Source organism: Afipia broomeae ATCC 49717 (genome assembly GCF_000314675.2).
GTDB classification, from domain to species: domain Bacteria; phylum Pseudomonadota; class Alphaproteobacteria; order Rhizobiales; family Xanthobacteraceae; genus Afipia; species Afipia broomeae.
Genome location: NZ_KB375282.1, coordinates 1212330 through 1234940 on the forward strand (window position 1 = coordinate 1212330; position 22611 = coordinate 1234940).

Genomic DNA, 22611 nt, shown 5'->3' on the forward strand with positions numbered 1-22611 from the left:
CTCATCGCTATCCCATACGATGTGACCGCAGGAGCGGCGCGCGATACGAATGGCGGCCGCGTCAACCGCTGGTTCGACGACGAGGAGAGGTGAATATCTGCTTGGACGTATCCGCCGACGCCATTGCCGCGTGAACGGCTTCCAGGTTCAGAGTGTTGACGGCGTTGGTCAGCCTGTCGTCAGCGAAGATCGCGTAAAGCTTGGTAAGCGTCTGGGCACAGTCGCGCGGGCCTGGTTCGATATAGTCGGCCAGAACGCCCTGTGCCCGTAGAACCGCGTCGAGAACATGCTCTTGAGCTGTCATGATCGGGTCTCCACACTGTGAGGTGGAAACGGCTTTCGAGGATTCCGGTTCCTCCCGCGGAGTTCCATTCGGCGATGAAAACCCGCCTCGGTCAGGCGGGTATGCAGTTTTGCGGTAGCTTCTGTCGAATGAGAACTAAATATGCGGCTCGGTTTCCCGCAGCCGCGCATTGCCGAATTTGGTGAGCTGAGACGCGCGCTTCTCGAGAAGTTTCGCAACGAAATCGGAAACCTCATCGCGAACGCGGCGCTCCTGTTCGGGCGTCATCGCCTTATGCTTTTGTACGAACGCCTTCATCACGCGATCGACGGTTTGCTTCACGATGTACCTCGATGGTGTAGCTCGTATCGCGAAGGAAAACGTGACATTGCTGATTTGGTTCCTCGGCATCAGGCGAACTTCTCCTGCCTTCGTGCATTGCCTTTCTTCATGGAAAGGGGAGATCCCATGGGACACGCCCTGAAACAGACTGTGCTGGTCGTCGAAGACGATCAGCTGCAGCGGGAGCTCGTCAGCCTGATTTTCGAAGAGAGCGATCTCAACGTCATTCAGTGCAGGAGCGCCGAGGCGGCCGCCGCCGTGCTTGAACAAACCGGCGGGGACCTGATGCTGATGTTCACCAACGCGGATCTTCACGGCGAGATGTCGGGAATCGAACTGGCGTGGATCGCGATGGAGCGGTTTCCGCATATCGATGTCATCGTGACATCGGAGCAGGCCATCGAGGATGTCCCCGACAACGCCATGTTCATGCAGAAGCCGTGGCTGCCGCTTGAAATTTTGCGGCAGGCCGAGATTTCGCGCCAGCGGCACACGGTGCACTGACGGACCGGATTTGAGCAGCAGGCAAATCTCCCGAGTTTAAGTCACCGCTGAGATGATCGAGGCGGGAGCTCCCCTTTTATATTCGTTTCATCATGAGGTTGGAGACGATCGCGAGAACGTTGCCGTTATCTATCGGGCAATGTGCGATCATCTACCCCAGGGGCGTCCTTCAAAGCGCCCACAAGAATCTTGAGAGAAATCTTTTTGCTGATTGCTTCTACGCAAGCCTTGGTCCTTTCAAGATATAGCATTTGATTGTCGCCGTTCTTTTTCCAGCCCTTAAGCCGCTGGCATTCTTTCGCGACTTCCTCAGATTTGAAATTGCGGAATACAGTAGTATGGGCAAAGCGGTTTCTAATTTCCTTTATGGCGCGCAATTCGTCATAAACGTCCTCATCAATAAGCTCAAAGATGTACGCAATTTCGATCTTTTGGGAAAATTGACTGAGCGGGCCGTAGCCATCGTAAATTTTTGTGGCCAGTGTGTTCGACAATGATCGCGTGGAATGCATGAGCAGCTTTTGAAGCCAGTCCTCAACTAGACCGGCCAAGACCAAAGCGTTCCCCGCTTCGGATTGCTCCGATAGCATCTTTAAGTAATCATGCGTTGTAAGAGGTCTAGCGTCTCCAATGCGGATTTTTGGTTCTTCGGTCATGGCAAAAGACTCCGAGAAATTTTCAGACAAAGAAACAAGGCAACGTTTCTGGCGCGCTTACGTCGCCGCCAAAGCCGTTGAAAGATATTCCGAAGTCAGCAACGCAAAAAAGTAAATCATTGAAGTCGTCTGCTAAATCTAAATAACGCGACTCCACAAAGTCATTTTGTGGGCTATCCTGTTGTTGGGGGGGGCGTGACAGAATGTTGAACCAAGTTTGATCCGGTGATGGAAGCGTAAGTCATACCCGGCAAGGTAAAGATCAAGGTACTTCTCACCACATGCTGTTAGGAAAATAGTCCTTGACAGCGTAACGCTCCCGCAGTAGGGTTCTGACATGCTCCAGAGTTGTGCCTGAGAGACATGCACGCGGCGGCATCGGTTCGATCAGGAACCTCATCTGCCATCGGGCGTTGCCCTTCATATGCTGCGCGGGCCGTTTCGCGCATTCCAGTGAATGAGGACGCAATGGCAAAAGTCGAACACGCAGAAGGCCATCGGCGGGTTGTCGAAACGCCGACAGAGGCGCGGCAGGCGGAGCCGGGACCGTCCGTCCTGGCGCTGCTGACCGTCAGCACCATCGCCGCGATCTTCGTGCTGGCAATTATCTGGTTCGTCTTCTTCAGGACGTAGGTACGCTGAACGGCATCGCGTGATGCTCTGAGTGTCATGCGCCGGAAAGCCCTTAAGAAAATGGATTGCCGGGTCGAGCCCGGCAATGACAGCAATAACCAGTTGATCGCCGCGCCTTGAGCGCGGCGTTTTCGTTTCAGTGAGAGCTTTCACAATGCCGAAAAAGCCTGTTTCAGCTCCGGTCAAGAGGCCGGGGGCGAAGAAGGCTGCACGCAAGACGGTCGTGAAGAAGACGGCCAGGAAAACTGCCAGGAAAACTGCCAAGAAAACCGTCAGGAAAACTGCGGTCAAGAAGGCGCCTGTCAAAAAGACCAGCGCCGGAAAGATTGCTCCGAAGACTGCAAGGAAGCCCCTCGCGGCGAAGCCTGAAAAGGAAAAGCGTCCGCGTGCGAAAGTCACTCACGAACATCCCGGCAATCTTGTCGCCGATCCGCACGATCATTCCGCGAACGAGGCGATCGCGGCGCGCAGCGCGCGGCGGACCACGCGTCTCAAGCCCAGAAAGCAGACGGCCACCGACATCGCGGCCGATCCGCCGCCGGGCGATACGCCGGCGACGTCGATGGTTGCGCGGGTCAGCGACGCGATCGAGCGCGAACTGTCGAAGATCGAGCGCATCGTGGGTAATCCGTCGCGGCTGTATCCGGCGCAGCGCATCGAGACCGAAAGCCGCGCCCGCGTGCTGGCCTCACTCGCGCGCACACTGAAAGAAGTGATGCGGCTGCGTGAGCAGGAGCGTGGGACTGACGACAACGCGAAGGCCGATGACGATGCCATCCCCCGAGACCTCGACGAATTCCGCCGCGAGCTTTCGCGACGCCTGGAAGGGCTGGTCGAAAGCGCAGCGCCGGTTTCTGATCGAGGGGATGAGCCGGGCTGAACTCGAGCTGCTGTTCGGCCGGTGGGATGTGTTCGCGCACGACCATCAGGTGCCGCCACTCTTGGCCCCGAATGGCCAGCCCTGGCTGACATGGCTGCTGATCGGCGGGCGCGGCGCCGGCAAGACACGCGCCGGCGCGGAATGGGTGAGGGCGCAGGCGCTCGGGCTTGCGCCTCTGGCCGATGCGCCGGTGACCAACATCGCGCTGGTCGGCGAGACAGAACACGATGTGCGGGAGGTCGTCATCGAGGGGGTCTCGGGCCTGCTCGCCGTTCATCGCCGCGACGAACGGCCGGTGTGGATCTCGTCGCGGCGGCGGCTGGAATGGAGCAACGGCGCTGTGGCCTATGCCTTCTCCGCGGAAGATCCCGAAAGTCTGCGCGGGCCGCAATTCGGCTGCGCCTGGTCCGACGAGATGGCGAAGTGGCGCTATGCGCAGGCGACCTTCGACATGCTGCAATTCGGTTTGCGTCTCGGCCATCAGCCGCGGCAGCTGATCACGACCACGCCGCGGCCGACCGCGCTGATCAAGCGGCTGATGCTGGAGCCGACCAGTGTCGTGACGCGCGCAGGCACACAGGCCAACGCCTATCATCTTGCGCCGACATTCCTGAAGGGCGTGCTCGCGCGCTACAAGGATACGCGGCTCGGGCAGCAGGAACTGGACGGCGAGATCATCGAGGATCGCCCCGACGCGCTGTGGTCGCGCACGCTGATCGAGAATTGCCGTGTGAGCGACGCGCCGCCGCTTTCGCGGATCGTGGTCGCGGTCGATCCGCCGGCCTCGTCTGGCAAGCGCGCGGACGCCTGCGGCATTGTCGCGGCGGGCATCACGGGCGAGGGCGCGATCTATGTGATCGCCGACGAGACGGTGTCGCAGGCGACGCCTGCGGTGTGGGCAGCGAAGGCCATCGCACTGTGGCGAAAGCTGGAAGCCGATGCACTTGTGGCGGAGGTCAACCAGGGCGGAGAAATGGTGCGTTCGGTCATCGGCGAGGTCGACGCCGGCGTCCCGGTGGTGTCCGTGCGCGCGCATCGCGGCAAGTATCTGCGCGCCGAGCCCGTCGCGACACTCTACGAGCAGGGCCGCGTCAGGCATGCGGGAAGTTTTCCAGCGCTGGAAGACGAGATGTGCGACTTCGGTCCGGGCGGACTGACGTCGGGCCGCTCACCGGACCGGCTCGATGCGCTGGTGTGGGCGATTGCGTCGCTGACGTTCACCACGCGGGCACAGCCGCGGGTGCGGGGGTTGTGAGGAGAAGAATTGATTGAATCATGCGATGCCGTGTCCCGGGCGCGATGCAGCGCCTGGCGCTGCTTCGCAGAACCGGGACCGCAAGGGGCTCTGTTCTCGTAACGGCCCCGGCTTAGCGGAGCGTCACTTCGTGCCGCACCGCATCCGGGGCACGAGAGCTAGGATGACATGTCATCCGACAGATCGCGCCACTCCGGATTGTCTTTCTCGATCAGTTCGAACTTCCATGTTCGTCGCCAGCGCTTGAGCGAGTGTTCGCGCGCTCTGGCTTCGAGAATCGAGTTGTAAGTTTCGATATGCACCAGGCATGTCACGCCGTAACGGGTCGTGAAGGCTGGAACGAGTTTCGCGCGGTGTTCTGCAAGCCTGCGTGACAGGTCGTTTGTGACGCCTACGTAGAGCACGCCACGCGCTCTGTTCGCGAGAATATAGACGACGAATGTCTGATCCATCGATGTCGTGTCCCGGACGCGATGCAGCGTGTAACGCTGCTTCGCAGAGCCGGGACCGTCAAGAGTGCAATGTTTGGGACGGCTCTGGATTGGCGGATCGGAATAAGGATGATGCCGCACCGCGTCGGGGGCACACAAGCTGGAATTCAACCATGCTCAACTTCAAAAATCTCTTCCGCGCCCCCGAAGCGAAAGCCTCGCGCACCGCGCAGGTCCTCGCATTCGAGTCCGGCGGACGGGCACGATGGACGCCGCGCGATTATGCGGCGCTGGCGCGCGAGGGCTACCTTACAAACGCCATCGTGCACCGCGCGGTGCGGCTGATTGCCGAGAACGCCGCGTCGTGCGGTTTCCTTCTTTACGAAGGCGCGCAGGAGCGCGAGGCGCATCCGCTGCTGCAGCTTCTGACGCGGCCCAATGCGCGGCAGGACGGCGCGAGTTTCTTCGAGGCGCTGTACGCGCACATGCTGCTTGCGGGGAATGCCTATGTCGAGGCCGTCGCGCTCGGTGACGAGGTGCGCGAGCTTTACGCGCTGCGGCCTGACCGCATGAAGGTGGTGCCCGGTCACGATGGCTGGGCGGAGGCGTATGAGTACAGCGTCGCGGGGCGCAGCGTGCGGTTCGATCAGCTCACCTCAAGCGTGCCGCCGATCCTGCACCTGACCTTCTTTCATCCGCTCGACGATCATTACGGCCTCGCGCCGATTGAAGCTGCAGCCGTCGCGGTCGACGCCGTGGTGCAGATCGGCGTTCTCGATGCCGACCGCACCGCGCCGCCCACCACGCCGGCGGAAGGCGATCGTCATATCATCGCGACCGGCGCGACCGGCGCATGGGCCGGACACGCTGACGCGCTTGCCGCCTATCAAGACGGCGCATGGCGCTTTCTGATCCCGAAGCCCGGCTGGTGTGCGTGGTGCGACGCCGATGGCGCGTTGCTGGTCTATGACGGAACGGCATGGACCGATGTCGCGGGCGGCGCTGGCGCGATGCCAGGCAGCGTCGCACAACTCGGCGTCAACGATACGGCGAGCGCTCCCAATCTGCTGACCGTGAAATCGAATGCGGCGCTGTTCAACGCGGTTTCCGTCGCTGGCGGCGGCACCGGTCACATGCGCGTGCAGATTTCCAAGGAAGCCAGTGCGAAGACCGCGTCGGTCGTATTCTCCGATGCGTTTTCCGGCCGCGCCGAATTCGGCCTGATCGGCTCCGATGACTTCAAGCTGAAAGTCTCCAGCGATGGCTCGACATTCGTCGAGGCGCTCGCGATCGACCAGAGTTCTGGCAATGCCGCGTTTCCGCGCGGTCTGTCGCTGACGGGCGTGATCTCGCCGTCGCAGATCACGGCGAACCAGAATGATTACAATCCGTCCGGCCTCGGCGCGGTGTCGGTTCTCAACCTGTCGTCCGACACGCTGCGGAGTGTGTCGGGACTGGCGGGCGGGGCGGAGGGCCGCGTGATTGCTCTCATCAACACCGGCAGCCAGATCATTTCGCTGCTCAACGAGAGCGCGTCATCGACGGCCGCCAACCGCTTCGCGCTTGGCACCGATCTGACGATTGCCGGAAAGCAGGCTGCGCTGCTGCGTTACGACGGCACCGCCGCACGCTGGCGTGCGATGTCGCGTCCTGGCGGCCGCGAGACGCTGGCTGCCAGCCGCACATATTATGTGAGAACCGACGGAAGCGACAGCAACGACGGATTGTCGAACGTCTCGGGCGGCGCTTTTCTGACGATTCAGAAAGCGATCAGTGCCGTTGCAGGTCTCGATCTGAACGGGAAGGCAGTCACGATCCAGGTCGGCAACGGCACTTACACGGCCGGTGTGAGCGTAACGAGCCCGTTCGTCGGCGGCGTGCCGGTGCTTCAAGGCGATACCACCACGCCGGGCAATGTCGTCATCAGCGTCACCGGGGATGCCGTCAGCGTCTCGAATGGCGCCGAACTGGGGATCGGCGGCTTCAAGCTGGTGACCGCGACGGCGGGCAGCGGCCTGAACGCGACGAAGGCAGGGCGTATCAACGTCACCGGCAAGATGGAGTTCGGCACCTGCGCGACTGCGCACATGCATAGCAGTTACGCCGGGCAGATCGCGGTGTCGGCGGACTACACCATTTCCGGCGGTTCGCTCTATCACTGGTGGAGCGAAACCGCGGGCGGTTCGATCGCCGTAATCGGCCGCACGGTCACGCTGACCGGCACGCCGGCCTTCACGGCTTTTGCCAACGCAACCATCGTCGCCCAGATCGTCGCGGTCTCAAACACGTATTCCGGCTCCGCAACGGGATCGCGCTACTCGGTGACGCTGAATGGCGTGATCCTGTCATCAGGCGCGACATTGCCCGGTTCGACCGCGGGAACGACAGCGACCGGCGGGCAGTACAACTGATGGCCGCGGAATCTTACAACGCGGCGCTGACGCGGCTGCTGAAGGACGAAGGTGGTTACACCGATCATCCCTCCGATCCGGGCGGGCCGACCAATTTCGGCATCACGCTCGCCGACGCGCGGCGTTACTGGAAGGGCAACGCCACGGCGGACGATGTGCGGACGATGCCGCAAAGCGCCGCGCGGAAAATCTATCGCGAGCGTTACTGGAATGCGATGCGCTGCGACGAGCTTCCCGCCGGCGTCGACTATGCGGTGTTCGACTACGGCGTGAACTCCGGCATCGGCCGTGCCGGCAAGGTCCTGCGCCGCGTGCTCGAGATGCCGGACTCGACCAGCGCGGTCACGAACGACGTCATCGCCGCAACATCAAAGCGTAACGCTGGGGATCTCGTTGCCGCGATCTGCGCAGAACGGCTCGCGTTCCTGCAAGGGCTGAAAATCTTTCCGGTGTTCGGACGCGGCTGGACGGCGCGCGTCAATGGCGTGCGCGTTGCGGCGCTGGCGATGGCGCAAGGACGCACGCCGGCTACGGCAACGTCTGCCGAAACCTCTGCGGGCAAGGCCGTTGTGCCTGTGAAAAATCCAGCCGGTCCCGCGTCGGCCGGCGCGGTGATTGCGGCGGGCGCGGCCGCGGCTGCCGCCACGTCGCGCTTTGAAGTCGCCGCACTGGTTGTCGCAGCAGCGCTTGCAGCTTCAGTCGCCGTGTTTCTGATCTGGCGCTGGCGTCATCGCGCCGCTCAGGAAGCGGCGGTCACAGCATTCACAGAAAGGACGTCCAATGGATTGGGCTAGTCTCGCCAAACAGGTGATCGGGCTCGGTGCGCCGATACTGGGAACCGCGCTTGGCGGCCCGCTCGGCGGCGCGGCCGGGCGCATCCTGGCCGAGGTGGTCGGCGCACCGGAGCCCACGCCGGAGGCGGTCGGCAAGGCGTTGCCGTCTTGCGGCGCAGACAGGATCGCGCTGGCCGAGAACGCTTGGACGGAGGCCGTTCGCGCCGAGGCGGAGGCGGTGCGCGGCTCGGTTGCCGAGACGCAGGCGACGATCCGCGTGGAACTTGGCAGCGAGGATGTCGTTCAAAGGCTGTGGCGTCCGTTTTACGCTCTGGAGTTAACCCTGGAATGCGCAGCCTTGTGGGCCGTTCTGGTCCATGAGTTCTGGACCGGCGACATGACGGCGATCAATGCCCTGATCGGCGCGACCGGCCTCTTGGTGAGCTATTGGGGGTTCCGATTCGGCGTGTTAGGCGTCTATGTCAGCGGCCGGACCCGCGAGAAACTCAGCCTCGCAACCGGCCAGGAGACCCCCGGCGTGCTCGACAAACTGGTCAAGGCGGTCGTGAAGAAGAAGTGAGTATGGAGAAAAAGTAACCTCCGGCCCGGCTTCCGTTCATGGTGCATTCACCGCCGCGGCGTTCATGTTAGGTTATCGCAAGCTTGCCACCTGGAGACGACGTTGCGCCTTCTCGTTGTTGAAGACGATCCCGATCTCAACCGCCAGCTCACGACAGCCTTGTCGGACGCAGGCTATGTCGTAGACCGCGCGTTCGATGGCGAGGAGGGGCACTTCCTCGGCGACAGCGAGCCCTACGACGCCGTGGTGCTCGACATCGGGCTCCCCAAAATGGACGGCATCTCGGTGCTGGAGGCCTGGCGGCGCAACAAGCGCACCATGCCGGTGCTGATCCTGACCGCACGCGACCGCTGGAGCGACAAGGTGCAGGGCTTCGATGCCGGCGCCGACGACTATGTCGCCAAGCCGTTTCACCTCGAAGAAGTTCTCGCCCGAATTCGCGCGCTGCTGCGCCGGAGCGCGGGCCATGCCCAGTCCGAACTGACCTGCGGTCCGGTGATGCTCGACACGCGCACCAACCGCGTCAGCGTCAACGGCAACCCGATCAAGATGACGTCGCACGAGTACCGGCTGCTGGCGTATCTGATGCATCATTCCGGCCGCGTGGTGTCGCGCACCGAACTGGTCGAGCATCTATACGATCAGGACTTCGACCGCGACTCCAATACGATCGAAGTGTTCGTCGGACGCATCCGCAAGAAGCTCGACGTCGACATCATCCAGACCGTGCGGGGCCTCGGCTATCTGCTGACGCCGCCGGTGGCGGATACAAAGGCTTCCGCAACCGACGCGCGGTAAAGTGTGATAGGCTCAGGTGGAGCGGAATCGTCCACCGTCATTGCAAGCGAAGCAATCCGGGGCAGTGCAAAGAACTGGATTGCTTCGTCGCAAGTGCTCCCTCGCAATGACGCGGTTAAACACGCCACTGGGCATGCGCCATACTTGGGATGAGTTTTTTTGAATCGTCACGCGAAATCCCTCGCAACACGACTGTTCCTGTCGGCGACGGCGTGGGTGGTGCTGATCCTTGTCATCACCGGGATCGTGCTGTCGACGGTCTACAAGCGTTCGACCGAGCGCGCCTTCGACCGCCGGCTCAATTTCTATCTCCGCACCCTGATCGCCGAAGCCGCGCAGCCTGACGATTCGAGCGACAAGTCCGAACGGTCCGTGCAGTCGCTGGGCGAGCCGCTGTTCGAACTGCCGCTGTCGGGCTGGTACTGGCGCATGGCGCGGACCGATGGCGACAAGCCGGAGGTGCGCGCGTCGCGTTCGCTGTGGGATGCGTCGCTGCCCAAGCTCGAAGACAAAGGTATCGATCTGGATCAGTCCGGCGTGCGGGTCGGCTATGTCATCGGACCGGAAAACCAGCATCTGCGCATGGTGGAGCGGCCGGTCGATCTCGGCACCGAGGGAAAATTCCTCGCGACGGTGGCGGGCGACGCCACCGAGATCGAGGATGAAACCTGGGCGTTCAACACCTATCTGACGGTGACCTTCGCGGCGCTGACTGTCGGGCTGCTGCTGACCACGATCTTTCAGGTGCGTTACGGCCTCGCGCCGCTCAAGCGCATTTCCAATTCGCTGGCGGCCATTCGCTCGGGTCAGGCCGACCGGCTGGAGGGCGAGTTTCCCGAGGAGATCGCGCCGCTCGCGCGCGAAACCAACGCGCTGCTCGACGCCAACCGCGCCATCGTCGAGCGCTCGCGCACCCATGTCGGTAATCTTGCCCATGCGATCAAGACGCCGCTGTCGGTGATCGTCAATGAAGCGGGCGCCAACCGGGATGATCCGCTGGCGATCAAGGTTCTGGAGCAGGCCGAGATCATGCGCGATCAGGTCGCACATCATCTGGAGCGCGCGCGCATCGCCGCCCGCGTCACCACCATCGGCACGGTGACCGATGTTGCGCCGGTGATCGAGGCGCTGGCGCGGACGATGGAAAAAATCCACCGCGACCGGGACATTCTGATCGATGCCGAGGTCAACGCGGGAGCGAAATTCCGCGGCGAAAGGCAGGATCTCGAGGAGATGGTCGGCAACCTCGTCGACAATGCCTGCAAGTGGGCGACACAGAAGGTCTTCATTGAGGTACTTCTGGAGCTGACGCCCGGCGGGGCGCTCGATCCGACCCTGCGCATCATCGTCGATGACGACGGCCCGGGATTGTCACCGGCCGAGCGGACCCAAGTGGCGCGCCGCGGCCAGCGGCTGGATGAGACCAAGCCGGGCTCCGGCCTCGGCCTGTCCATCGTGACCGATCTCGCCGCACTCTACGGTGGCAGCCTCACGCTCGGCGCGGCCCCGATCGGCGGCCTGCGGTCGGAACTGGTGCTGCCGGGGGTGTGAAAATCCGCTCAAATCAACGTGTTATAGCGATATGCTCTGTTTTCGCGCGTGAAAGAGGCTAACTTAGGCTTAACGCGTTGTCCTTCATGCTGCAGGGTGCGCTTGTCACGACAGGATCGGGCTGCTTTGATGGCTGGTATTCCTCCTGAGGGCGCCACAAAAATGGGACATCTCATCGTCGTTCGAGCGACTTGGGATAGCGATGCTGAGGTCTGGACCGCAGAGAGCACCGATCTGCCCGGCCTTGTCACCGAAGCTTCCAGTCTCGATGAGCTTGATGCAAAGTTGCCCGACCTCATCCGCGATCTTTTGGACGTCAATGAAGCCGGAGACGGGTTCGACGTTCCCGTCGAAGTGATTGCCACCTTCTCCCGGCGAGTCAGGGTCGGTGCCAAGGCTGCATGAAAAGCTTCACGCCAGAGCTGAAGAAACTCCTGGCTGAAGCGAACTGTTCTTTTGTCCGAAAGGGCCGCGGCGATCACGAAATCTGGGAAAGCCCGATTTCAGGCATTCGATTTACTGTCGATAACAACATCAAGTCGCGGCACACTGCCAATGCGGTTTTGAAGCAGGCCGGACTTCCGAAACATTTCTGAACGTTAGAACAGCAATCGCACATCGCTGTTTAAAGCAGCCCGCCGCTCTCTCGCCCCATTCGTCCGTTCCAAAGCGCCGCCGGACGATCCATGTCCGCAGTGAATTTTGGGGATGACACTATGCATCATCGGACAGCCGCCATTCTGCTCGCGGCCACACTGACCCTCGGCGGCTGTGCCGCCGACAGCGGACCGAAGGAGAATTCCGGGACAGTGATCGGCGCGCTGAGCGGTGCGCTGATCGGCTCGGCCATCGGCGGCGGGACGGGCGAGCGGGTCGGCGCGGCGATGGCCGGTGCGGCAATCGGTGGTCTGATCGGCAACCGGGTCGGCGCGTCGATGGACGAGCAGGATCGGCAGTACGCCTATGAGGCCGAAATGAACGCCCTCGACCGGGGTGCGCCGGGCGCGCCCGTGGACTGGCGCAATCCGGACACCGGCCGCTACGGCAACATCGTGCCGGGTCCGGCCTATACCAGGCGCGGGACCCGCTGCCGCGCCTTTACCCACACCGTCTATATCAACGGCCAGCCGACCGCCGAGCGCGGAACGGCCTGCCGCAACCCGGACGGCACCTGGACGGCGGTGGGCTAGGGCACCGCCGCAATTGGCCCCCAAATCCCTGTTCCTCAACGCCAAATTAACGACGCCCCGGCTATGACACCCGGTGGACACCTGCCGGTGTCACCGAAGGTGAGCGTTTGGGTGCATGAGCCAATCGTCGATCGAACGATTGAGAGACTATCTCGGGCAGCTTCCGCCGAAGGCGCAGGCGCTGCTGATGCGCGAGTTCGAGCGGGCGATCGAGCGCGGCGAGGACGTCGCCGTCGCGGGCTTCGTGCTCGAGCAACTGCGCATGATCGTGCGCGCGCCCACCGAGGATATGACGCCCCGGACCGACGATCCGATGCGGCGGGTGTTTCGTCCGCTCGAGCCGTTTCTGGTCGAGAGCATTCCCCATGTCAGGCCCGGCCAGATCAGGCGCTCGTCGCTGGCTCCGATCTGGATATGGCTCGGGCGCGAAGGCGCTCCCGATGCCGTTCACGCCTATGAGGCCGCGCTGGCACAGGCGTCTGCTTCTCCCGACATCAATGCGGCCGTCCGCACCATGCAGGTTGCCGCGTCCGAAGCCATTGCCAATGTCACCGGCACGCTGTCCAGCGGCGAACGCCAGCGCACGCTCGGACGTCTCGGCGCGCCCAGCGTGGTGGATGACATCGCGCCGATCGGCGCAGTTCTCGCAGCCAGCGATTCACTGGAAAAACTCAACAACAAGCTGACCGGACATATCCGGGTGTTCGCGGATTCCCACATCACCTCGACGATGGCCGCGCTGAATATTCCGTCGCTGCAAACCCCGCAGGTGCTGCCGTTCGCGATCTCGCTGGTGATGCAGCGGCTCGCATCACCCTGGCAGATTGTCCGCCTCGGCATCGCGGTCGCAGCATCCGACGATGAGATTCGCGTGGCCGGTACGCCGTTCGGCGTCACCGTGACAATGGCGATCCACGATCTGTCGCGCGTCGCCGCAGAACTGCGCAACGACATCAAGCGCGGCCAGTTCCAGGACACCTCCAACCATCTCAAGACGCTGCACGACGGCGTCCGCGGGCTGCGCACCGAACTCGACATTCGCTCGGACTCCGCATGGGGCAAGCAGCTCGCCGCGATCCGCTCCGAAATCTCCAATTCGCTGCAATCGGAAATCGACAGCGTGCCGGGCCGGGTACGCCGGTTGCTAAGGCAGGGGCCGGACAAGGACGTCACCACCGCGAACCGGATCGATCCGGTGGACGTCGAGGAGACGGCGGCGCTGATCGATTTCGTCGCGATGTGCCGCAACTACGCCAGCGAACTTGCCATCAACGAAGTGTCGCTGCGCGCGCATACCGAACTGCAACACTATGTCGAGAAGGCCACCGAGACGCTGGTGGAATCGCTTCGCACAACCGATCAGCGGGTCCGCACGTTCCGCCTGATGCAGGTGAAGGCCGCAATCCGGTTCTGCGAGGTGATGTTCGGCCCGGATTACGCCTCGCTGATGAGCAAGGCGGCCGAGATGGCGCGGCCGGTGGAGCGCAAGGCGGCCGAGCCCGCGAAACCCGCCAGGCAGCCGCGCGCCGGTTGATCTGGCGCAAGGGTCTCAAGACCCCCGCGCGCTATTGCCTCCACCTGACGCTGCGATTCTCAAAAGGCCGCAAGACGGCCTCGAATCCCATTGAATCCGTGACGGAAATGTCAATTGCGCCCATCCGCCAGCCATGGTGTAACCCGGCACGGAATAGCCGCTTGTAACGGTTCTACTTTGCCGGGAACCCTTTGAAATGACGCTCTGGTTTGTGTTCGCGCTGATGACTGCCGCAGCGGTATTTGCCGTGCTGTGGCCGCTCGGGCGCGGCAACACCTCGGCGCGCGAAGGCAGCGAGGCGGTGGTCTACAAGGATCAGCTCGCCGAGGTTCAGCGCGATGCCGCCGCCGGCATGATCGGAGAAAAAGAGGCGGAAGCGGCGCGCGTCGAGATCAGCCGCCGTCTGCTCGCGACATCGGATGCCCATGCGGGTACTCCTTCGTTGTCGAGCGTTTCGTTTCGCCGCGCTGTTGCCGTGATCGCGCTCATTGGCCTGCCGCTGGTCGCGGTGGGGCTCTATGCGCAGTTCGGCTCGCCGTCGCTCGGCGACTTTCCGCTCGCGGAACGCAGCCGTACCGCAGTTGCGACCGCCTCGATGGACAAGCTGGTGGCGCAGGTCGAAACCCATCTCGAGAAAAATCCGACCGACGGGCGGGGCTGGGACGTCCTGGCGCCGGTGCTGGCGCGGATCGGCCGCTACGACGACGCGGTGCGCGCCTGGCGCAATTCCATCACCTACAACGGCGAGAGCGCATCGCGCCGCGCCGATCTCGGCGAAGCGATTGCCGCAGCGAGCGGCGGGGTCGTGACTGCCGAATCCAAGGCCGAGTTCGACCGCGCCATCGCGCTCGATCCGAATGAGGTGAAGGCGCGCTATTTCACCGGCCTCGCGGCCGAGCAGGACGGCCGCAAGGACGATGCCATCAATATCTGGCGCGGTATGCTGGCGTCGGCGCCGGCCGATGCGCCGTGGCGTCCGCTGGTGCAGGGCGCGCTGGTGCGCGTTGGGGTGGTTGCGCCCAAACTGTCCGACGACACCATCGCGGCTGCCAAGGACATGACCGAAGCCGATCGCAACACGATGATCCGCGGCATGGTGGATCGTCTCGCCACGCGGCTGAAGGACAACGGCAACGATGTCGAAGGCTGGTTGCGGCTGGTGCGCGCCTATATGGTCCTCGGCGAACGTGACAAGGCGCAGGCTGCGCTGATCGATGCGCGGGGCGCCGTCGGCAACGACGCCGGGCGGTTGCAGCAGTTGAACGATGGTCTCAAGAGCCTTGGACTGGATGGATAAATGCGGATTGCATCAGCCACGTCATTGCGAGCGAAGCGAAGCAATCCATCTTTTGGGACAGAAAGAATGGATTGCTTCGTCGCGAGTGCTCCTCGCAATGACGGAGCTCTTTTCACCTCTCCCCGGCGGGGAGAGGTCGGATTGCGAAGCAATCCGGGTGAGGGGGATCGGATTTTACTTCGAGCATCTAGCGCCCCTCACCCCAACCCTCTCCCCAATGGGGAGAGGGAGCAGAGCGCGAGGACGGCAAGCATTCAGGTGCAAACGGAAATGATACGATGACGCGCAAACAGCGGCGATTGACATTGATCGGGTGTTCGCTGGCGGTGCTGGCGATTGCGGCGGCGCTCGTCCTCAATGCGCTGCGCGACTCCATCCTGTTCTTCTCGACGCCGACCATGGCCGCCGAAAAGCACATCCAGCCGGGCCAGCGCTTCCGCCTCGGCGGCATGGTGCGCGAGGGATCGCTGGTGCGCGGCGAGCAGCTTAAAGTGAAGTTTGAGGTGACCGACGGAAACGCAATCCTGCCGGTGACCTATCAGGGGATTCTCCCAGACCTGTTCCGCGAGGGGCAGGGCATCATTTCCGAAGGCGCGCTCGACGCGCAGGGCGTGTTCAAGGCCGATACGGTCCTCGCCAAGCATGACGAAACCTACATGCCCAAGGCCGTCGCGGACGAACTGAAAAAGACCGGGCACTGGAAGGACGACTACGACAAGAAGCCGGCGAATGCCCAGAACGTGCAGGGGAACGCGAAGTGATCGCCGAGGCGGGACATTATGCGCTGGTGCTGGCGCTGGTTCTGGCGCTGATCCAGTCGGTGGTGCCGGTGATTGGCGCGCGCCTGCGCGATCCGGCGCTGATGAATGTCGCACGCTCCACCGCGCTGACGCAGTTCGCGTTTGCCGCGCTGTCCTTTGCGGCGCTGACCTGCCTGCATGTTACGTCGGATTTTTCGGTCGCGAATGTCTACGAGAATTCCCATTCGCTGAAACCGATGATCTACAAGATCACCGGCGTATGGGGGAACCACGAAGGCTCGATGCTGCTCTGGGTGCTGATCCTGGCGCTGTTCGGTGCGCTGGTGGCCGCTTTCGGCAACAACCTGCCGCGCACGCTGCGCGCGCTCGTGCTGGCGGCGCAGGCATGGATCGGCGCGGCGTTCTATCTGTTCATTCTCGCGACCTCGAACCCGTTCGCGCGGATCGCCAATCCGCCGATCGAGGGCCGCGACCTCAATCCGATCCTGCAGGACATCGGCCTCGCGATCCATCCCCCGATGCTTTACCTCGGCTATGTCGGCTTCTCGATTTCGTTTTCCTTCGCCATCGCGGCGCTGATCGAAGGCCGCATCGATGCCGCATGGGCGCGGTGGGTGCGGCCATGGACGCTTATGGCATGGATATTCCTGACGCTGGGCATCGCGATGGGGTCGTACTGGGCCTATTACGAACTCGGCTGGGGTGGCTGGTGGTTCTGGGACCCGGTGGAGAATGCTTCGCTGATGCCGTGGCTGGCGGGCACCGCGCTGCTGCATTCGGCGGTGGTGATGGAGAAACGCGAGGCGCTGAAGGTCTGGACCATTCTTCTGGCGATCCTGACATTCTCGCTGTCGCTGCTCGGCACCTTCCTGGTGCGCTCGGGTGTGCTGACTTCGGTGCATACCTTCGCCAGCGATCCCGCGCGCGGCGTGTTCATTCTGATGATCCTGTGCCTGTTCATCGGCGGCAGCCTAAGCCTGTATGCCTGGCGTGCGACGGCGTTGAAGCAGGGCGGCTTGTTCGCGCCGATTTCGCGCGAAGGCGCGCTGGTGCTGAACAACCTGCTGCTCACAACAGCCTGCGCGACGGTGTTCGTCGGCACGTTGTATCCGCTGGCGCTAGAGGTGCTCACCGGCGACAAGATCTCGGTCGGTGCGCCGTTCTTCAATCTGACATTTGCGCCGCTGTTCCTGCCGCTCTTGCTCGCGGTGCCGTTCGGGCCTTTGCTGGCGTGGAAGCGCGGCGACATTGTCGGCGCGGCGCAGCGCCTGACCGCGGCGGGCATTGTCGCGCTGGTCACCATGGCGGTGCTGTGGGCCTGGACCAAGGGCGGCGGTGCGTTTGCTCCATTGATGATCGGTGTCGCGGCGTTCGTGGTGTTCGGCTCGCTCACTGACATTGTCGAGCGCACGCAACTGTTTCGCGCGCCGTTTGCGATCTCATTGAGCCGCGCGCGTGGATTGCCGCGCTCGACCTGGGGCTCGGCCTTTGCGCACGCCGGGCTTGGGATCGCGCTGATCGGAATCGTCTGTGAGACGACATGGAACAGCGAGAGCATCGCCTCGATGCAGCCGAAGGATGTCGTCACTGTCGGCGGTTATCAGGTGCGGCTCGATGACGTGACCCAGCAGCAGGGGCCGAATTACCGCGAGGCGATTTCGCACTTCACGGTCATGCTGGACGGCAAGACGGTCGGCATCCTGTCGCCGTCAAAGCGCAATTTCGCGACGCGCGGCATGTCGACCACGGAAGCTGCGCTGCTGACGCGCGGCGCGAGCCAGGTCTATATTTCGCTCGGCGACAGCCACGCTGACGGATCGGTGGCGGTTCGCATCTATCACAAGCCGCTGGTGCTGCTGATCTGGTTCGGGCCGGTGCTGATGGCGTTCGGCGGTTTGCTGTCGCTCACCGACCGGCGGCTCCGCGTTGGTGCGCCGAAGCCGGCAAAGACAAACAAGACTTCCGGCGCGTTGCAGGCTGCGGAGTAGCCGCGATGAAACGCATCCTTCCGGCCTTGCTGGCGATCATGCTGACACTGGCGCCGTCTGTCCTCTTCGCCGTGCAGCCTGACGAGATCATGGCCGATCCGGCGCAGGAGGCGAGGGCGCGCAATCTGTCGCGCGAACTGCGCTGCATGGTCTGCCAAAATCAGTCGATCGACGATTCCGATGCGCCGCTGGCGCGCGATCTGCGTCTGCTGGTGCGCGAGCGGATCGCTGCCGGCAACACCGATCAGCAGGTGATGGACTTTCTGGTCGCCCGTTACGGCGAATTCGTGCTGCTCAAGCCGCGCGTCGAAAGCCGGACGCTGTTGCTGTGGCTGATTCCCCCGCTGGTGCTGGCCGGGGGCGGGCTTGCGCTCTGGTACGGCAACCGCCGCCGCAACCGCGCTGCCGCGGCCGAGGAGGGTGCGTCATTCCAACTCACCCCCGAGGAAGAGGCGCGGCTGGAGAAGCTCATTGCGGGCGAGGAACCGCCGAAAACGTCCGTTTAGCGGGCTTTTTGTGCGCCGGTTCCGATCTCGATCCGGCACAGGCTCAAGGGCCGCTGAGGCCCTGTTTTTATTACAAAACATTAATTCCCCCGTCAGAGCGCGGTAAGGCCGCGCGCCCCATCTTCCAGAGCACAGGTGCACACATGCACCGCGAGATTCGCATCCCGTTTTCGCCCCTCTGGAGATTGTTCATGACTGACCGCCCTACCGATCTTTCCAAACTTCCATCCTACGTCGCTCCCCGCCGTTCCATTTTCTCCGCGCGCAAGTTCGCGCTGATGGCTTCGGTCGTCGCGGGCCTCGGCGTCGCCGCTTATGGTCTCAGCCCGTCGAATAACTTCGACCTGCTGACCACGACCGCGCATGCGCAGGTCAACAAGGACGTTCGTCAGGTTCAGCAGCCGATCGGCTTTGCCGACATCGTCGAACGCGTGAAGCCCTCGGTGGTTTCGGTGCGCGTCAAGATCGCGGAGAAGGTGACCACGGGCGAAAACGCGAGCCCGGAAGACAATCCGTTCCCGCCGAACTCGCCGATGGAGCGCTTCTTCCGCCGCTTCGGCGGTCCTGATGGATTCCCCGGCGGCCGTGGCGGCCGCGGTGGTCGTGGCGGTGGTCAGATGACCGGGCAGGGCTCGGGCTTCTTCATCTCGGCTGACGGTTTCGCCGTGACCAACAATCATGTGGTCGATGGCGCCGACAAGGTCGAAGTCACCGCAGACGACGGCAAGGTTCACACCGCGAAGGTGATCGGCACCGATCCGCGCACCGATCTCGCGCTGATCAAGGTCGATGGCGTCAGCAACATGCCGTTCGCTAAATTGTCTGACGGTCAGCCGCGCATCGGCGACTGGGTGCTTGCGGTCGGCAATCCGTTCGGCCTCGGCGGCACTGTGACCGCTGGCATCGTTTCAGCCCGCGGCCGTGACATCGGCAACGGTCCGTATGACGATTTCATCCAGATCGACGCGCCCGTGAACAAGGGCAACTCGGGTGGTCCGACCTTCAACACCGAAGGCGATGTTGTCGGCGTGAACACCGCGATTTATTCGCCGTCGGGCGGCAGCGTCGGCATTGCCTTCGCGATCCCGGCTTCGACCGTGAAGAGTGTTGTGCAGCAGCTCAAGGACAAGGGCACGGTCAGCCGCGGCTGGATCGGTGTGCAGATCCAGCAGGTGACGCCTGAGATCGCCGAAAGCCTCGGTCTGAAGAAGACCGAAGGCGCACTGGTTGCGGAGCCGCAGGCCAATGGTCCGGCCGCGAAGGCAGGCGTCGAATCCGGTGACGTTATTACGCGGGTCAACGACCAGCCAGTGAAGGATGCGCGCGAACTCGCCCGCACCATCGGCAGCATGGCGCCGGGTCAGACGGTCAAGCTGGTCGTGGTTCACAAGGGCCAGGACAAGATCCTCAGCATGACGCTCGGCGAATTGCCGAACGCCAAGGCTGCAAGTGCCGATACCGATCAGAAGGACAGCGGCAAGTCAGGCCGCGGCAACGTCACCGTGCCGAACCTCGGTTTGACGCTGGCTCCTGCGAACAGCGTGGCCGGCGCGGGCAAGGAAGGCGTGGTCGTGACCGACGTCGATCCGAACAGCCCGTCGGCTGAGCGCGGCTTCAAGGAAGGCGACGTCATTCTCGAAGTCGCCGGCAAGCTGGTTTCGAACCCGGCTGAAGTCCGCGAGGCGATCAACACCGCGCGCAGCGAGAACAAGAACAGCGTTCTGGTTCGCGTGAAGTCCGGAGACTCGTCGCGCTTCGTCGCGATGCCGGTCGCCAAGGGCTGAGGCTTCGATAGTTAGGCATCCGCGCAGGCGGGTGAGGAATGGGGAGTTGTCGCCGGCAAAGTAGCCCCCGCCGACGGCTCCTTCCCGGGGGCGGGCCAAAAGCCCGTCCCTTGAAATCAAGGCATGATGCGATTTTCAGCATCATGCAGGGATGCTTTCGATGGAAAACGCCCCCCTCCGTCGAAAGCGGCGCGATCGCACTCCAGTCGGTCGTGCAATGCGGGCGGCGAAGTCCCCCAGCTTCGCCGCCCGTTCTCTTTCTCTTGTCGGGGCTGGCGGCCGCGGGCACGTCGCTCGCTGCCTTGCAAGAGGACGATCATCGCGCCATGGTGATACAAAGCTCCGCTGCTCAGACCCAGACCGAATCACAGATGCGACTGCTCATCGTTGAAGACGACCGCGAGTCGGCGGACTATCTCGTGAAGGCATTTCGCGAGGTCGGCCATATCGCCGACCATGCGGGCGACGGCGAGGAAGGCCTCGCGCTGGCGGAGTCCGGCGATTACGACGTGCTCGTGATCGACCGCATGCTGCCCAAGCGTGACGGGCTGTCGATCATCGGCACGCTGCGCAACAAGGGCAATCATACGCCGGCGCTGATCCTCTCGGCGCTCGGCCAGGTCGATGACCGCATCAAGGGACTTCGTGCCGGCGGCGACGACTATCTGCCGAAGCCTTATTCATTCGCGGAACTGCTGGCGCGCGTCGAAGTGCTGTCGCGCCGTCATGGAGGCCCGTCCGAGGAGACGACTTATCGCGTCGGCGATCTCGAACTCGATCGGCTGTCGCATCAGGTCAAGCGCGGCGCCACCGAGATCACGTTGCAGCCACGTGAATTCCGGCTGCTGGAATATTTGATGAAGCATGCCGGGCAGGTCGTCACCCGCACCATGCTGCTGGAAAACGTGTGGGACTATCACTTCGATCCGCAGACCAATGTGATCGACGTGCATATTTCGCGGCTGCGCTCCAAGATCGACAAGGGGCACGACAAGCCGCTGCTGCACACCATCCGTGGTGCCGGATACATGATCCGTGACGGCATTCGGTAAACTGATCCGGACGACAGCGTTCCGGCTGACGCTGGTCTATCTGTTTCTGTTCGCGCTGTTTGCCGCGTCGCTGCTGGGTTACTTCGCCTGGAACACGCGGCGCATGATCACCGAGCAGATCACCGACACCGTCAACTCCGAACTGAGCGAACTCACCGAGCAATATACCAAGGGCGGTCTGCGCGGGCTGGTCGCTGCCGTCGAGGGCCGCGCGCTGCGTCCGGGCGCCAATCTTTATCTGGTGACAACCCCGCAGGGGCAGGGCGTCGCCGGCAATGTCGCCTCGCTTGAGCCGGGGGTGATGGATCATCCTGGCTGGGCCGAGACGTTTTACAAACGGCTGGAAGAAACCGACACCAAGAGCCACTTCGCGCTGGTGAGAGTGTCCCAACTATCCGGCGGCTTCCGGATTCTGGTGGGACGCGATCTGGAAGAGCGGCGTCGGCTGTTCGGCATCGTGGCCAAGGCCGCGCAATGGTCGGTGCTGATCGTGGTCGTTCTCGGCCTCGGCGGCGGCGTGTTCGTTGCGCGCCGCGTGCTGCGCCGGATCGACGCCATGACCGGGACCACGCAGCGGATCATGGCGGGCGATCTTAGCGAGCGATTGCCGGTGGGCCGAAGCGGCGACGAGATCGACCGGCTCGCGGAAAATCTCAATGCGATGCTGGAACGCATCGAGGCGCTGATGGCCGGACTGAAAGAAGTGTCCGATAACATTGCCCACGATCTCAAAACGCCGCTGACGCGGCTGCGCAATCGCGCCGAAGAAGCGCTGGCGAAATCCAGCAATGAAGGCGAGTACCGCGCGGCGCTGGAACGCACCATCGATGAATCCGATGGCCTGATCCGCACCTTCAATGCACTGCTGATGATCGCACGCGCGGAGTCCGGTCAGGCGCGCGACAACATGACCGATTTTGATGCGGCCGAAGTGGCTCATGGCATCCATGAGCTTTATGAGCCGCTGGCGGAAGACAAGGGCCTGACCCTCGAAGTCGCCGCCGACGCCGCCACGATCCACGGCAACCGCGAACTCGTCAGCCAGGCGCTGGCCAATCTGGTCGAGAACGCTATCAAGTACGGTCAGCCGGTGGCTCCGCGTCCAGACGGCGGGACCAAATCGCCCGATATCCTGATTGAGGCGCGGCGGGACGGGGACAATGTTCTTCTCAGTGTCACGGACCACGGGCCCGGCATTCCGGAGGCGGACCGCCAGCGCGCGGTCGAGCGGTTTGTCCGCCTGGAAGCCAGCCGCACCCAGCCCGGGTCGGGGCTCGGTTTGAGTCTGGCATCGGCCGTCGCGACGTTGCATGGTGGCGACCTGCGACTCGCCGACAGCCAGCCGGGGCTGCGCGTGACGCTTGTGATCCCGAGCCGGGGCGTGGAACAGAAGACTGTATGA

23 protein-coding genes and 1 pseudogene are annotated in these 22611 nt (G+C 63.1%); 21 read left to right on the top strand and 3 right to left on the bottom strand.

Annotated features, from left to right (window positions below; translation table 11 throughout):
- Positions 1-61: 61 nt before the first annotated feature.
- Positions 62-304: a hypothetical protein gene (locus HMPREF9695_RS05565; protein WP_006019837.1), complete on the bottom strand. Its 243-nt coding sequence runs from the start codon at positions 302-304 to the stop codon at positions 62-64.
- A gap of 141 nt (positions 305-445) precedes the next feature.
- Between HMPREF9695_RS05565 and HMPREF9695_RS27130 the strand changes: the two genes are divergently transcribed.
- Complete coding sequence (locus HMPREF9695_RS27130; protein WP_347335798.1) at positions 446-1129, top strand: response regulator; 684 nt, start codon at positions 446-448, stop codon at positions 1127-1129.
- 125 nt (positions 1130-1254) lie between these two features.
- Here HMPREF9695_RS27130 and HMPREF9695_RS05580 read toward each other — a convergent pair whose 3' ends face one another.
- A complete protein-coding gene (locus HMPREF9695_RS05580) occupies positions 1255-1785 on the bottom strand; it encodes a hypothetical protein (RefSeq protein ID WP_006019840.1) in 531 nt (176 codons plus the stop codon).
- A 468-nt stretch (positions 1786-2253) separates the two neighbouring features.
- Here HMPREF9695_RS05580 and HMPREF9695_RS26580 point away from each other — a divergent pair, with 468 nt between their 5' ends.
- The 3 genes from HMPREF9695_RS26580 (at position 2254) to HMPREF9695_RS05590 (ending at position 4553) form a co-directional block, all read left to right on the top strand.
- Positions 2254-2418 (top strand): hypothetical protein, encoded by a 165-nt coding sequence (locus HMPREF9695_RS26580; protein ID WP_006019841.1) that lies wholly within the window; start codon positions 2254-2256, stop codon positions 2416-2418.
- 154 nt (positions 2419-2572) lie between these two features.
- On the top strand, positions 2573-3298 hold the full coding sequence (locus HMPREF9695_RS05585; protein ID WP_006019842.1) for a hypothetical protein: 726 nt from the start codon (positions 2573-2575) through the stop codon (positions 3296-3298).
- On the top strand, positions 3285-4553 hold the full coding sequence (locus HMPREF9695_RS05590) for a DNA-packaging protein (protein WP_006019843.1): 1269 nt from the start codon (positions 3285-3287) through the stop codon (positions 4551-4553). The genes HMPREF9695_RS05585 and HMPREF9695_RS05590 overlap by 14 nt, the downstream gene beginning before the upstream one ends.
- A gap of 158 nt (positions 4554-4711) precedes the next feature.
- Here the strand turns inward: HMPREF9695_RS05590 and HMPREF9695_RS05595 are convergent, their stop codons facing one another.
- Positions 4712-5005 carry a GIY-YIG nuclease family protein gene (locus HMPREF9695_RS05595; protein WP_006019844.1) on the bottom strand — a complete coding sequence of 98 codons (294 nt, stop codon included), beginning with the start codon at positions 5003-5005 and terminating at the stop codon, positions 4712-4714.
- A 152-nt stretch (positions 5006-5157) separates the two neighbouring features.
- Between HMPREF9695_RS05595 and HMPREF9695_RS27190 the strand changes: the two are divergent.
- The 17 genes and pseudogenes from HMPREF9695_RS27190 to HMPREF9695_RS05675 form a co-directional block, all read left to right on the top strand.
- Positions 5158-5736, top strand: a pseudogene (locus tag HMPREF9695_RS27190) (phage portal protein); the annotation flags it as partial.
- A gap of 6 nt (positions 5737-5742) precedes the next feature.
- On the top strand, positions 5743-7395 hold the full coding sequence (locus HMPREF9695_RS25590; protein WP_430648566.1) for a DUF2793 domain-containing protein: 1653 nt from the start codon (positions 5743-5745) through the stop codon (positions 7393-7395).
- Entirely contained in the window at positions 7395-8189 is a 795-nt protein-coding gene (locus HMPREF9695_RS25210; RefSeq protein ID WP_006019846.1) for a glycoside hydrolase family 108 protein, read from the top strand. Before HMPREF9695_RS25590 ends, HMPREF9695_RS25210 begins: the two co-directional genes overlap by 1 nt.
- Entirely contained in the window at positions 8176-8748 is a 573-nt protein-coding gene (locus HMPREF9695_RS05610; RefSeq protein ID WP_006019847.1) for a 3TM-type holin, read from the top strand. The genes HMPREF9695_RS25210 and HMPREF9695_RS05610 overlap by 14 nt, the downstream gene beginning before the upstream one ends.
- A 102-nt stretch (positions 8749-8850) precedes the next feature.
- Positions 8851-9546, top strand: coding sequence for a response regulator transcription factor (locus tag HMPREF9695_RS05615; protein WP_006019848.1), 696 nt, complete (start codon positions 8851-8853; stop codon positions 9544-9546).
- 159 nt (positions 9547-9705) lie between these two features.
- Entirely contained in the window at positions 9706-11097 is a 1392-nt protein-coding gene (locus HMPREF9695_RS05620; protein WP_006019849.1) for a sensor histidine kinase, read from the top strand.
- Between the two features lie 129 nt (positions 11098-11226).
- Positions 11227-11502 carry a DUF1902 domain-containing protein gene (locus HMPREF9695_RS05625; protein ID WP_051054958.1) on the top strand — a complete coding sequence of 92 codons (276 nt, stop codon included), beginning with the start codon at positions 11227-11229 and terminating at the stop codon, positions 11500-11502.
- Complete coding sequence (locus tag HMPREF9695_RS05630) at positions 11499-11693, top strand: type II toxin-antitoxin system HicA family toxin (protein WP_006019851.1); 195 nt, start codon at positions 11499-11501, stop codon at positions 11691-11693. The genes HMPREF9695_RS05625 and HMPREF9695_RS05630 overlap by 4 nt, the downstream gene beginning before the upstream one ends.
- A 120-nt stretch (positions 11694-11813) precedes the next feature.
- Positions 11814-12287: an RT0821/Lpp0805 family surface protein gene (locus tag HMPREF9695_RS05635; protein ID WP_041711362.1), complete on the top strand. Its 474-nt coding sequence runs from the start codon at positions 11814-11816 to the stop codon at positions 12285-12287.
- Positions 12288-12402: 115 nt separating this feature from the next.
- On the top strand, positions 12403-13821 hold the full coding sequence (locus HMPREF9695_RS05640; RefSeq protein ID WP_006019853.1) for a hypothetical protein: 1419 nt from the start codon (positions 12403-12405) through the stop codon (positions 13819-13821).
- A gap of 196 nt (positions 13822-14017) precedes the next feature.
- A complete protein-coding gene (gene ccmI / locus HMPREF9695_RS05645) occupies positions 14018-15118 on the top strand; it encodes a c-type cytochrome biogenesis protein CcmI (protein WP_006019854.1) in 1101 nt (366 codons plus the stop codon).
- 278 nt (positions 15119-15396) lie between these two features.
- Complete coding sequence (gene ccmE / locus HMPREF9695_RS05650; RefSeq protein ID WP_006019855.1) at positions 15397-15879, top strand: cytochrome c maturation protein CcmE; 483 nt, start codon at positions 15397-15399, stop codon at positions 15877-15879.
- Complete coding sequence (locus HMPREF9695_RS05655; protein ID WP_006019856.1) at positions 15876-17867, top strand: heme lyase CcmF/NrfE family subunit; 1992 nt, start codon at positions 15876-15878, stop codon at positions 17865-17867. Before ccmE ends, HMPREF9695_RS05655 begins: the two co-directional genes overlap by 4 nt.
- A 5-nt stretch (positions 17868-17872) precedes the next feature.
- Entirely contained in the window at positions 17873-18373 is a 501-nt protein-coding gene (locus tag HMPREF9695_RS05660; protein ID WP_006019857.1) for a cytochrome c-type biogenesis protein, read from the top strand.
- A 191-nt stretch (positions 18374-18564) separates the two neighbouring features.
- Positions 18565-20157, top strand: coding sequence for a Do family serine endopeptidase (locus HMPREF9695_RS05665; RefSeq protein ID WP_041711365.1), 1593 nt, complete (start codon positions 18565-18567; stop codon positions 20155-20157).
- A 326-nt stretch (positions 20158-20483) separates the two neighbouring features.
- Positions 20484-21209, top strand: coding sequence for a response regulator transcription factor (locus HMPREF9695_RS05670; protein WP_041711916.1), 726 nt, complete (start codon positions 20484-20486; stop codon positions 21207-21209).
- On the top strand, positions 21193-22611 hold the full coding sequence (locus tag HMPREF9695_RS05675; RefSeq protein WP_006019860.1) for a sensor histidine kinase: 1419 nt from the start codon (positions 21193-21195) through the stop codon (positions 22609-22611). The genes HMPREF9695_RS05670 and HMPREF9695_RS05675 overlap by 17 nt, the downstream gene beginning before the upstream one ends.